Origin of the sequence: Ferrimicrobium sp. (assembly GCF_027364955.1) — a bacterium.
Classification (GTDB): Bacteria; Actinomycetota; Acidimicrobiia; order Acidimicrobiales; family Acidimicrobiaceae; genus Ferrimicrobium.
Genome location: NZ_DAHXOI010000015.1, coordinates 40,225 through 52,444, shown reverse-complemented (window position 1 = coordinate 52,444; position 12,220 = coordinate 40,225). Strand labels below are relative to the sequence as shown.

The window sequence follows — 12,220 nt, the reverse complement described above, 5'->3', positions numbered from 1 at the left end:
CACCTCCAGACAGCTGAACGGCTTCCCGATTCCTGGTCGATTTTGGTCCCAGATTACCGCTTATTTCCGAAGATCCGTGATACCCTGGGCCGACCAGTGCTCAGTGAGCTGGAAGTTCCCTGAAGCAACGTCGCTTGACCAAGCGGACACGGACTGTCCAACAAAGGTCGCATCGATGTGGGCCTTCTGCAGATCAGCTGCCACGATTTCGTCATCGGCGGCATAGTCGCTATACGAAGATGGATCCGTCACCTGGATCGTCACCGTCTTGCCGTTGAGTTGGTAGTAACCATTGGAGCCTATCGTATAGCCAGCCTTTTTTAAGACCGCGTCCGCCGCCTGAACACTGCCATTGTCATTGACCGTGAACTTGGCCAGTGCAGAGGTACTATAGGACTTGAACGTAGGCAACACAAGACCCGAAAGATTGGTCACCGGAGGCTCAAGCCCCGACTCGCCATCGGTGGAGATCGCATTTCGGTCGATCGCATCACTGATAGCTTGACGTACTGGCAGCTGATCCGTCGGCCACGTGTGAAGGTTCGGAATCAACGACACCGTATTCTCAGGATTGAACCATGCCTTGTGATGCGCTGGATCTGGATTGATATAGAGCTTGTTAAGGCCCGTGATGAAGTTGCCGGCCCACTGTGCCTGGTTGGTGTCCAGTGCCTCAAGCGCCGTCGTATTCGACGAATAGACCGGAAAGTCCAGTGTCGTTACATGAACAGGCTGCCAATAGAGGGGGTTCTTGGTGAGCGTAATGCCCTCAGGAGTGAAGGTCGCCAACTTGTAAGGACCGCTCCCTACCGGGTTTGGATCCTGATACTTACCCGGATCGCCTACCTTACTCCAGATCGCCTCGGGAACGATAGGAACGTTGGCGATACCCTGAAGGTTGGTGTATTGGGGGGTGGGAAACGTGATCGTCACCGTATCCCCTGAGACCGAGACGCTTGAGATCGTCAATCCATTGGTATTGATGTCAGGGTACTGTTTGACCAGGTTATAGGTAAAGGCAACATCTGCTGGCGTAAGCGCGCTCCCATTACTCCACTTGACACCTTTTCGAATAGTGAAGGAAATCGCCGTTCCATTCGAGTTCCACTGGTACGAAGTGGCAAGCCACGGGTACGAGACCGTCGGCTTCGCGAGATCGAATTGATAGAGCGGCTCATAGATCATCGAGGTCGCCCCAAGGAGTTGCGCCGCCGAAGTCGCCAAGAACGGGTTAAAGTTCCTGCTGATCGGGTTCGTTGGGCTTGACTCCATCGTCAGGACCTGTGCAGAGGCACTCTGGGATGAGGTCGTCTTCGACGAACTGCTGCTATTACTACTCGTGCTACTGCTTCCACAGGCACTTAAGGCGATACCTGTCGCCACTACCATCGCCATACCAAGGCGAAACCGCCCACCGTTGAAGATTTTCATCTTGCTGCTAGCCTTTCCATTCAAGGTGATTACAACTATCACTAGGCGACGCGCACTTGGCCCCACCAAGAGCGCGTCGCAACCCATCCACCGCTCAGACCCTCTCTGCCTCCCTTCGCAACTCTCCTACGCTCTTTGAGGAGAACTCAAAGGCCAACACCTCAGTCATGGCGGGCCTCCTCTATATGCCAGCAACTCACCCAGTGTCCTAGGCCCACCGCAGTTGAGGGGGGATACTCCAATCGACACTGGTCATCGGCGAAGGGGCAGCGGACCACAAACGGACACCCCACAGTGCTTGGGTTCATGGCCCCTTGATGCATCGACGACTCTGGCCGTGCCAGAGGCGTCGTGATCATCGAATCCGGATCAGGCGACGAGCTGATCAGTAGCTGTGTATATGGATGCGAGGGACGCTGGGTGACCTCCTCTGCGGTACCTCGCTCCACAACCTGGCCGGCGTACATCACCACAATGTCATCCCCGAGATATCGTGCCGAGGCGATGTCATGAGTGATATAAAGTACCGCCAAACCCAGTCGCGTGCGCAGGTCGTCCAGGAGTGCCAAGATCTCCAAGCGGATCGAGACGTCGAGCATAGAGACGGGCTCATCAGCGAGGAGGACCGACGGCCGAGCCGCGAGTGCCCTGGCAATCGATACTCGTTGACGCTGACCCCCGGAGAGTTCATGCGGATACTTTGACAGGTAGCGGCTCGCTGGCGTCAAACGCACCTGGTCCATCAGGAATGCAAGCTGGTCCTTGAGTTCCTCCCCCGAGAGCCCTTGGTGGATCCTGACCGGACGCTCAAGATGATAACCGATGGTATGGACTGGGTTCAGCGACGCAAACGGATCCTGAAAGACGGAACCCGTCAGAGTACTTGCTGGGAGGGGACGTTGTAGACCCTAGTCGGTATCAGCTCACCGCCGACGCTTTGGGCTCGGAATTCACTGGAACCAATGAGGTCGAGACAACCGGGTCCCAGTTACGGGTGTTGCCCTGGATCCAGCGCTTTGGGTTCTTTGCTTTGGCTGCTTCGTAAACCCTGACTCGTTGGGCGAGAATCTCGATATCTTCGCCGTTGTGCTTCTGGTTTGGAGTGACAAAGTTCAGCCCCGAGTGATGGTGTTCTTGGTTGTAGAACGAGACGAATCCTTCGATCCAGCTTCTCGCAGCCTCGAGTGACCCAAAGCCGTCGTAGGGATAGCTCGCGCAGTACTTGACGGTACGAAACATCGACTCCATGTGGGCGTTGTCGTTGGAGGTCCTTGGACGTGAGTAGGACGAAGCGATGCCGAGCACGTAGCACAGTGCCACGAGCGTGGTTCCCTTCATGGGTGAACCATTGTCAGAATGTAGGATGTCAGGAGCTTGTGAGCCCTCGTTCAGGGTGGCCCTCTTCAAGACATCGGCCAGGTGTTCAGATGATTCGTTCTCGTAGATCTCATAGCCAACGATCTTTCGCGAGTACAGATCCATGATGAAGTACAGGTAGTAGAACAGACCCCTGATGGGACCCGGCAGGTAGGAAATGTCGGTGACCCAAACTTCAAGTGGTCCCTTGGCCATGTGATTGGGCTTGGAGCGCTTGCGCGGGAGTCCAACACGTCCTCGTCGCTTATTAAGCCCCGCGGCCCGTAGAACCCGGTAGAAGGTCGACTCCGAGGCCAGGTAGATACCTTGGTCTGCTAGAGCTGGGACAATCTGGGACGGTGGGAGTGAGGAGTACTCAAGAGTTGCACAGACCTTTACGATCTCGGCTCTCTCTGTGTCACTTAGGGCATTGGGTGGAACCGGGTACTCCCTGGTGAGTCGCTTGTCTTCGACGATTGCAGCTACTATCTGCTCAGGTGATGCTGTGGTGGCATCCACGCCACCTGCCTTCCTCCAGCGTTCATAGGTGCTCTCACAGATCCCTACCTCGCGTACTGCGACTGAGAGGGCTACACCGGCGTTATTGGCCTCCACGATGAGAGAGACGGCCTCTTGGCGCTCTGGGAGGGGGATCAGTCGTCCCCGTCCCCCCAGAACGCCAGAGCTTTTCCCCGCAACACCAGCAGAGCTGCCGTTTCTGCTAGGGCCTTCTCTTTGCGAGTGAGCTCGCGTTCGAGCTGAGCCACCTTGGTCCGTTCAGCCGCTAAGTTCGCACGGTACTCCTTGGCGGCGATACTTGAGCGGTCATTGGCCTCCTGGCAGGCAATCTTCCAGCGTTCGAGGTCTTCGGCCAAGATTCCCTGTTCTCGGAGGTAGGTGCCAAGCTCGAGCTCGGTCATCGCCTCGGTCCGAAGTACGATCTCGTACTTGGCCTTTGACGAGAGCGTAACCGATGGGTTTCCTGAGGCTGAGAACTTACCAACAGCCCCAGTTCGCTTCAGTGAGGCGTTCCAGGTGTAGAGCGTGTTGAGGGGGATTCCTTCAGCATTTGCAAGCTTCGTGATTGCACCGTCGGGAGCATCCCCACCACCCCCTAGTTCCAGGAGCCTTCTCAGTACTCGTTCCTTCTGTTCTCTCGGGTATAGCTTCATCTGACTCCTCGTTCCCCGCCCTTGATATGACTGTAGTGGATCTCCCTTCAAGGGCTCTGATGGCTAGGGAAGATCATCTGAACTACTCGCTTATATTGACGAAAATCATGCTGGTTACGGACCTTGATCGCCGATCCTTCCAGTTCGATGAGGCCCGAGGTTGGGCTCTCTCGCCCAGCGAGTAGCTTGGCGAGAGTCGATTTGCCGGATCCGGACTCCCCCACCACAGCGAGCACCTTACCCCGATACAGATCAATCGATACGTCTTTGACTGCGTCGAGCACTCCATCACGCCGGCGACCAAGCCGATAACGTCTGCTCACGCTACGTGCACTGAGTGCTGGACGTTCCTTCTCCTGCCCTGGCCAGGCCATGACCTCGACTGACTCAGGCATCTTGGAGACCTCCACGATCCGTCGCTGCCAGCGCCGAGCCGTCCATCGTTGCGACGCTGCGCATGCGGTCCGTAAATGGGCAGGCACTCACATGCGTCCTGCTGGAGCCATCCTTAACTGGGAGAAGGCAAACGTCGATATGCTCACACGACTCATCCCGATAACCACAGCGTGGAGCAAATGGACAACCGACCACTGGGTCACGAAGGTCCGGCGGTGAACCAGGAATCCCCAACAAGGACTTACGGGGACCATGGAGAGGGGGGAAGGAGTGGAGAAGCCCTTGGGTGTAGGGGTGGGCGGTATGCTCCGCCAGATCAGCCGTATCGCCGACCTCCATAAGGCTTCCGGCGTACATAATGGCGAGGCGGTCCGCGAGCTCCACCAACAGCGAGAGATCATGAGTGATAAAAATGACGGAGAAGTTCAACCGCTCCTTCAACTCTTTGATCTGTACCAAAATGTCACGCTGGACCACCACATCGAGCGCGGTAGTAGGTTCATCCATGATGATCAACTGTGGATCGACAGTAAGTGCCATTGCGATCATGATGCGCTGGCGCATCCCACCTGAGAGCTCGTGTGGGTAGCTTTTTAGTCGATTTCGTGGGATATCGACCAGCTCCATGACCTCGTACACTCGATCACGAGCCTCATCGTTCGACAGAGCGAGATGTCGCTGAATAGGATCAAGAAGCTGTTCCTCAATCCGCAGTACTGGGTTGAGCGCGTTCATGGCACTCTGAAAGACGATCGAGATTTCGCGCCACCGTAGCTGTTCGAGTTGGTGAGCATCCATACGCAACAGATCGCGCTCGCCACCGTGATAGCGCTCCCCCGAGTAGATAACCGACCCGGAGGTAATCACCGCTGGAGGTCGCAGTAGGCGACAAGCTCCATAGGCCAACGTCGATTTCCCCGACCCCGACTCTCCAGCCAGACCGACGATCTCGCCGTGCTCGACAGTGAGGTTGATGTTGTTCACCGCACGCAGTTCGCGACCACCCGAGCGATAGACGATACTCAGATCGCGAATCTCAAGCAGTGGTGCTGGGTGACTGGCAGAGGAGCCGTTTGCGCTGCTGGGAGTCGCCACGGTGATATGCGAAGACGAGACCTGCATCGAATGATGGCCACCACCCAGGCCTGACCCACGGCTACGCAAGGATAGGCGATGATGGCGCACGCCATCACCTTCTATCTCGACCAGGGTTGGATCCGACGGGGTCCACAACTTCCCACGCACTCGACCGACTCGCGAACCATCCCTCAGCCGCGGATTGCCCAGTTCATCAAGGCCAAAGTTGATCAGCACCAACCCCATTCCGATGAGCGCAATCAACACTCCTGGAACCGCGAACCACCACCAAGCACCGAGCTCGAGCGCATTACCGTTTTCAGCCCAGTAGAGGATGGTACCGAGACTCCAGGTTGAGGTTCCGCCAATGCCGAGAAAGTTCAGACCAACCGAGGTTCCAATCGCATAGAGGACTGCACCGACGAAGGTCGCGGCGATGAGGCTGATCTGGTTCGGGACGATGTCGTGAAGGATGATGTGCCAGCTACTCTCGCCTGTCTCCTGTGCCGCGGCCACGAAGTCCTTATTCCTAATGGAGAGGGTCTGCGCGCGGATGACCCTCGCCCCCCACGGCCAGCCGAGCACCGAGAGCATGATCACGATTGGCACATCTCCTGTGCTCGGGAATGCTCCCAATACCACAATCAGAAAGGGAAGCGCTGGGAAGACCAGAAAGACATTGGAGAGCAACGAGAGTAACTCATCCCACTTGTCGCCAAGATAGCCCGCGCCCACGCCGATCAACACCGCAAGGACGGTCGCCACAATTCCGGTGATGATGCCGATGAGCATCGTGGTTCGCGTGCCCACCAACACCTGGGAGAGCACATCGCGCCCCAACTGATCGGTCCCAAGGAGGTGCGCCAAGCTCGGCGCGGCAACCGACGATCCAGGAGCAGTGCTCTCGGCCGATGGGGAGTACGGGGCTAACCAAGGACCCAGCAGAGAGACAAGAACAAAGAAGCCGATAATGACGGCCCCTGCGAACGCCTTCTTGTTGCGCAGGAACATCGGTAGTTGCCGGCGCCCCCTCGCAGCTAGCGTGGTCGGCGCCTCAGGATCTATGACGGGACTCAGCACCGCTACTCTACCCCCCTTCGACGAACTCGCGGATCGAGGATCACATAGATCACATCTGCACCAATATTGGCAAGGAGCACTGCGACCGAGATGATCAGAAAGATCGCCTGCGTGAGCGGGTAGTCATCTGAGGTAACCGCGTTATAGAGCTGGGTTCCGATACCGGGATAGTTAAAGACAATCTCCATGAGCAAGGTACCGGAGACGACAAACCCGAGGGCAAGGGCAAAACCCGAGATGGAAGGCAAGATGGCGTTACGCGCCCCGTAGGTAAAGATCACTCGTCGCTTGCTGAGACCTTTTGCTTGGGCTGCAAGCACATAATCCTCGCCCATGGTGGCGACCATCACATTGCGCATCTGCAACATCCAGCCAGCAGCCGAGGTGAGGACGATCGTCAAGGCAGGCAAGATCGAATGCACCACCGCACTGGAGATGAAGGCCCAGTTGAACCCGATCGTTAACCCATTGCTAAAGCCTTGTTGGGCAGGGAAGAGATGAAAGTGCAGCGCCAACAACCAGACAAGCACCAGCGCCAAAAAGAAGTACGGGGTTGCTTGTAGAAAACTCAAGGCAGGAAGGAGTTGATCGAGGCGCCCACCACGTCGCCAGGCGGCCAGGATCCCAAGCCCGGTTCCCAAGAGCCAGCTGATCACCGTGGCCGTCCCAACCAAGACGATGGTCCAGGGGAGTGCTGCACGGATAATGTCAATAACCGGGGTGGGAAACTGCAACGGGTCGATACCAAAGTTTCCATGAGCTAGCTGACCGAGATAGAGAACGTACTGATGCAGCAACGACCCTTGATGCCCCACCCCGAGCAGTACGTCGAGGGCGCGTTGCGCTGAGGGTTTCAGATTCGGATATTTCGACATCAAATTCTCGACCACATTGCCCGGCATCAGCCGCGGGATAAAGAAGTTCACGGTGATGGCGACGAACAGCGCAATGAGGTAAAACCCCAACCGACGGAGCAAAAATCTCATGGCGCCATCTCCTCGCCCCCCTCAGACGCTCCAAGTTGCGGCGGGAGGTCGCCGCGGCAGCCACAGCTCTGCCGCAGCACAAGCCGGGTTGGGAGGACAACGTTTTTCATCGTCGGCCGGCGTTGGTCGGTGAGCTGGTCGATCAGAATCGCAGCGGCCATGGAACCGAGCTCCTCGATCGGCTGATGCACGGTAGTCAGCGCAGGGGTCAGGTGCCTCGCAACCGAGATGTCATCAAAACCGGTCACGGCCACCTCGTCAGGAACGCGAATACCCGCTTGCGTGAGGGCGTTGATCGCGCCGATAGCCGCCTGGTCGTTCGCACAGGCGATCGCCTGGGGCATCGGCTCCTCACGTTGCAGTCGTTCTTGAATCACTCGCACCGCATCCGTTGAGGTGTAGTCAGAGGCCCAATCGGAACCAACCTCCACCGATGCCCCGAGTGCTAGAGCCGTGCCAAGGAACGCCTCCTGCCGCGTCGAGGAGTCTGGGGAGTTCGCGAAGCCCGAAAGGAAGGCGAGCCGCTGGTAGCCGTGATCCACGACGAGATGGGTGGCGAGCTGGACCATCGCATCGCTATTGTCGACCATGACAGTGGCAGCCGCCTTCGCTCGTCCACTTCCCGCCAATAACACCGTGGGAATCCGCCTGGCGACACTCGGAATCATCCGCTCCTTGAGCGTACGGTCGAGGAGAATCAGTCCGTCACAGTTCGCCATGAGAGAGTCCAGTCGTTGGTCGATGCGATCGTCATCGACACCGCTCAACAGGAGAGAGAAACCACGATCACCGCAAGTGCGCTCCACGCCGCGAATGATCGCGTCGGTAAAAAGCAGGCTTTCCTGTACAAGCTCGAAGCTCTCCTCCGACCTCGATCGCATGAACACCAATCGGACGACGTTGTACAAACCACCCGACAGCCCTCGCGCGGAGTTGTTCGGGACAAAGCTCAGTTGATCAATCGCCTGCAACACCTGTTCACGAGTGCTCGGGCGGATGCGATCATAGCCGTTGATGACCCGCGAAACGGTGGCAATCGATACCCCGGCACGCTCGGCAACCTCGTAAATGGTTGCCCGGCTCACAACCTCTCGTTCCACCTGATTCACCCCCCCTAGCTCAGATAGTAACCCAGCACCTCGGCTACCGAATATCCCAAACCGAACCCTCGCCAGACTCGCTGTATAGGGTGCCGTTTGCAAACATCCTGTAAGCCCTTTCACGAAATATAGCACTATGTCTTGTCAAATGTTACAATCTAGGAAAAATAGAGGCTAAATTGCTGTAAGCGCTTTCAGTTAGTTGTAGGGTTAGATCGATGAGGCTAGCCCTACGGGCGACACGGATCGGGGAGGAACAAATTGGCTACCAACGCAACGACCGTATTTCCGCGCAACTTCGTCTGGGGGGCAGCGACGGCATCCTACCAGATTGAAGGAGCCGTCGATGAGGGGGGGCGAGGTTTGTCCATCTGGGACACCTTCGCACGCACCCCCGGGAAGGTACTCAACGGAGATACCGGCGATATCGCGTGTGACCATTATCACCGCTTCGGCGAGGACGTCGGACTCATGCGTGAACTCGGGATCGACTCCTATCGTTTCTCGATCGCTTGGCCCCGGATGCAGCCTGAGGGGAAAGGCGAACTCAACCCGGATGGTCTGCGCTTCTACTCCGCACTCCTCGATCGCCTTGAATCGCAACAGATTACCCCTTTCCCAACGCTCTATCACTGGGATCTGCCTCAGTCTCTCGGAGACCAGGGGGGTTGGACGAGCAGGGAGACATCCTATCGCTTTGCCGACTACGTCGACAAGCTTGTCGACGCCCTTGGCCCCAGGGTTGGCCAGTGGATCACCCTCAACGAACCCTGGTGCTCGGCCTGGCTCGGTTATGCGGTCGGCCAGCATGCACCCGGCCTCACTGATCTGCCGGCGGCACTGGCCGCCAACCACCATCTCCTCCTCGCGCACGGACTTGCCGTCCAAGCTATCCGGGCGAGCAGTACCGCCGAGGTTGGTATCACCTTGAACTTAGCTCATGTAACCCCCGCAAGTGAAGACCCACTCGACCGACAGGCGGCCATTTTCACTGAAGGCAATGCCAACCGTATGTTTCTCGATCCTCTCTTCCGAGGTGCGTATCCCGCGGACATGATGGAACTCTACGGAGAAGCCACCGCGGAGATGGAAGAGGGTGATCTCGGTGTCATCTCCACCACCATCGACTTCCTGGGGGTCAACTACTACGCCCCGGCCATCGTCGGATCTCGCGAGCGGCTCACTGAACTACAGGCACTCGGCTACTGCGTCGATACGGGGCGCGCACCCAACCTGCTCGACACCACCGCTCGCGCCATCCACCTGAAACGACCAGGATTTACGAGTACACAGATGGGCTGGGAGGTCGAGCCTGCAACCTTGACCGAGCTATTGCACAACGTGCGGGACCAGTATCGATCAATCCCCATCTACATCACCGAGAACGGCATGTCCAATGCTGACTATGTCCGACACAACGGCAGTGTCCTCGATCCAGCGAGAATCGCTTACCTCGAGGGACACCTCCACGCCGTCGCCGAAGCCATCGCGTCAGGCGTCGACGTGCGAGGATACTACGTATGGAGTCTTCTCGATAACTTTGAGTGGGCTCTCGGGTATTCGCAACGCTTTGGCCTCATCTGGGTTGACTACCCGACCGGAGAGCGCACCCCCAAGGCCAGCTATTACTGGTACCGAGACTTCATCGCTGCGCAGGCCCCACTACCTCGTGACCGTGGAGTGACCTCTGCCACAATGACACTCCCCGCCTAAGTTACCCATCACCATATTGGCGCTTCGTTCATGAGCACGTTCGGCCCACGGCGGCCTGGGTTCGGTCTAGTGGGTTCAATCGCTTTTGGTGCCACACACGAGCTCGGACACAACGGGCTGCCATCCCCTCCACCACGACACAGGGTGCTGCCCCTCAGCCTCGCCGCCCCCCCAAGCCGACCCACCAGAGCCTCTGGTCGCGCACAACGACGACAGGCCAGATCGTCGTCGCGGCACCCCAGCCCCACGCGCATGTCCAGGCTGCACCGACCAGGACAATCGACACATCGCTGTCCTACCACCTCGCCCCTCCAGCACCAACCCCGCCACCTGAGGCCGGTATCCATTCCTGATTGGCCACCGCGGCCTCGCCAACCGGGACACACATCCGTCCCACCCCACAACCCAACTCCGATTGAGCCCAGCTAGATTGGACGAAGCAATGCAGTTTTGGACTCACCTCCTTAGAACGGACATACCTGCATGAAAACTCCAGTCGAGAATAACGTGGGCCCTCGAAGGACGCTCTCTCATAATGATGCTCGTCTTGTGGGGATGACCTGGGCACACATGGTCAATGACGGCGCCGCCAACTACCTCCCAGGAGTACTTCCCGCCATCTTGATCGACGCACACGAACCCTTGAGTCTTGCAGGATCCTTGGTTGCAGCCCTCGCGATCGGTCAAGCGCTCCAACCCTTGATTGGCTGGTTCTCTGACCGGGTTGGCGGACGGACCATACTGATCACCGGCTTCGCCATGACCTCATTAGGAGGAGCACTTCTCGGCGAGACCCATAGCATGCCGGTGCTCATCACGCTCCTGCTTCTGATCGGTCTCGGTACCTCACTTTTTCATCCACAGGCTCTCGCTGGTATTCGGAGTATCACCAATGGTAGGCGGGGGCTACGAACCTCCTTCTTCTTGGTGGGAGGTGAGCTAGGGAGAGGTCTGTGGCCGACACTCACTAGTCTTGTCGTCGCGCATCTCGGGCTCGGCTACCTCTGGATCGTTGGAATACCCGGCCTCGTGACGGTTGGCCTACTCTTTCGTTGGGCTCCATCGTTGACACCCAAAGCAAAGTCGACGGTCAAACCAACCCAGCATACGTCCTGGACACGACACCTTGCTCCCTTGTCAGCCCTCATCGCCTACACCGGTCTCCGCGCTTTCGCGATCTTTGGGCTCGTCACCTTCATCCCCGTGCTCTGGCACCTGCGAGGTGAAAGCCTGGTCGACGGTGCCTCGGTGATCACCACCATCCTTGCCGTTGGAATCGTTGGCAATCTTGGTGGCGGCCACCTGACCGACCGCTTTGGCAAGCGTTTCGTCCTCGTCAGCTCGGCCCTCGCTGTCGCCGTACTCATTGTTCCCATGGTCTACGTCCACGGACTGGCTACGTGGTTCATAGCGGCCATACTCGGTTGTGCTCTGTTCATGACCCTGTCCACGACTATTTTGATCGGGCAAGAGATTCTGCCAGAAAATCCTTCACTCGGCTCAGGAATAGCGTTGGGACTCTCCAATGCGATCGGGGCGGTACTCGTACTCATCGTCGGCCTGGTGATAGGAACCTCTGCGATACATGATGCCTTCTATGCGATGTCTGCGGCAAGCCTCATCACGGTCGCCGTGGCATTTGCCTTCCCGAAGGCGCTCATGGCCCGGGATCACCACAGCGTCACCCACTGAACGTCCCAGAGCCCACATCCCCCGATGGAGCTCATTGCCATCTTGATCCGCCAGGCGGGCTCAACCCCGTCTACGCGCCCTTTGCTCCTCGTATCGGGTGAACGGTACCCGACCTATGCAATCCCCTGCACAACACGCCAGTTAATAACTCCACAACACTGCCAAAACCGTAAGACCCGCGCTCCTGCAAAGAAATTTTGCGTTGCGATTGAACGAA

10 protein-coding genes are annotated in these 12,220 nt (G+C 57.8%); 2 read left to right on the top strand and 8 right to left on the bottom strand.

Features of this window, described 5'->3' with window-relative positions; translation table 11 throughout:
• Positions 1–60 precede the first annotated feature (60 nt).
• The 8 genes from M7Q83_RS10170 to M7Q83_RS10135 form a co-directional block, all read right to left on the bottom strand.
• Entirely contained in the window at positions 61–1,431 is a 1,371-nt protein-coding gene (locus tag M7Q83_RS10170; RefSeq protein WP_298338191.1) for an ABC transporter substrate-binding protein, read from the bottom strand.
• Between the two features lie 161 nt (positions 1,432–1,592).
• A complete protein-coding gene (locus M7Q83_RS10165; protein ID WP_298338194.1) occupies positions 1,593–2,309 on the bottom strand; it encodes an ABC transporter ATP-binding protein in 717 nt (238 codons plus the stop codon).
• A gap of 40 nt (positions 2,310–2,349) precedes the next feature.
• A complete protein-coding gene (locus tag M7Q83_RS10160; protein WP_298338193.1) occupies positions 2,350–3,441 on the bottom strand; it encodes an IS3 family transposase in 1,092 nt (363 codons plus the stop codon).
• Positions 3,441–3,959: a hypothetical protein gene (locus tag M7Q83_RS10155; RefSeq protein ID WP_298338189.1), complete on the bottom strand. Its 519-nt coding sequence runs from the start codon at positions 3,957–3,959 to the stop codon at positions 3,441–3,443. Before M7Q83_RS10155 ends, M7Q83_RS10160 begins: the two co-directional genes overlap by 1 nt.
• A gap of 47 nt (positions 3,960–4,006) precedes the next feature.
• The gene (locus M7Q83_RS10150) at positions 4,007–4,354 is read right to left on the bottom strand and encodes an ATP-binding cassette domain-containing protein (RefSeq protein ID WP_298338187.1); all 348 of its coding nucleotides are present in this window, start codon (positions 4,352–4,354) and stop codon (positions 4,007–4,009) included.
• The gene (locus M7Q83_RS10145) at positions 4,347–6,512 is read right to left on the bottom strand and encodes a dipeptide/oligopeptide/nickel ABC transporter permease/ATP-binding protein (RefSeq protein WP_298338185.1); all 2,166 of its coding nucleotides are present in this window, start codon (positions 6,510–6,512) and stop codon (positions 4,347–4,349) included. The genes M7Q83_RS10150 and M7Q83_RS10145 overlap by 8 nt, the downstream gene beginning before the upstream one ends.
• 2 nt (positions 6,513–6,514) lie before the next feature.
• A complete protein-coding gene (locus tag M7Q83_RS10140; protein WP_298338182.1) occupies positions 6,515–7,498 on the bottom strand; it encodes an ABC transporter permease in 984 nt (327 codons plus the stop codon).
• Positions 7,495–8,583: a LacI family DNA-binding transcriptional regulator gene (locus M7Q83_RS10135; RefSeq protein WP_298338180.1), complete on the bottom strand. Its 1,089-nt coding sequence runs from the start codon at positions 8,581–8,583 to the stop codon at positions 7,495–7,497. The genes M7Q83_RS10140 and M7Q83_RS10135 overlap by 4 nt, the downstream gene beginning before the upstream one ends.
• A 276-nt stretch (positions 8,584–8,859) precedes the next feature.
• Between M7Q83_RS10135 and M7Q83_RS10130 the strand changes: the two genes are divergently transcribed.
• Both M7Q83_RS10130 and M7Q83_RS10125 read left to right on the top strand, forming a co-directional pair.
• The gene (locus tag M7Q83_RS10130; protein WP_298338178.1) at positions 8,860–10,311 is read left to right on the top strand and encodes a family 1 glycosylhydrolase; all 1,452 of its coding nucleotides are present in this window, start codon (positions 8,860–8,862) and stop codon (positions 10,309–10,311) included.
• A 483-nt stretch (positions 10,312–10,794) separates the two neighbouring features.
• A complete protein-coding gene (locus M7Q83_RS10125) occupies positions 10,795–12,003 on the top strand; it encodes an MFS transporter (RefSeq protein WP_298338176.1) in 1,209 nt (402 codons plus the stop codon).
• Positions 12,004–12,220: the final 217 nt, after the last annotated feature.

Coding starts and splice junctions, on each gene's coding strand:
- M7Q83_RS10170 (WP_298338191.1), bottom strand. CDS start 1,431: ATGAAAATCTTCAACGGTGGGCGGTTTCGCCTTGGTATGGCGATGGTA.
- M7Q83_RS10155 (WP_298338189.1), bottom strand. CDS start 3,959: ATGAAGCTATACCCGAGAGAACAGAAGGAACGAGTACTGAGAAGGCTC.
- M7Q83_RS10150 (WP_298338187.1), bottom strand. CDS start 4,354: ATGCCTGAGTCAGTCGAGGTCATGGCCTGGCCAGGGCAGGAGAAGGAA.
- M7Q83_RS10140 (WP_298338182.1), bottom strand. CDS start 7,498: ATGAGATTTTTGCTCCGTCGGTTGGGGTTTTACCTCATTGCGCTGTTC.
- M7Q83_RS10125 (WP_298338176.1), top strand. CDS start 10,795: ATGAAAACTCCAGTCGAGAATAACGTGGGCCCTCGAAGGACGCTCTCT.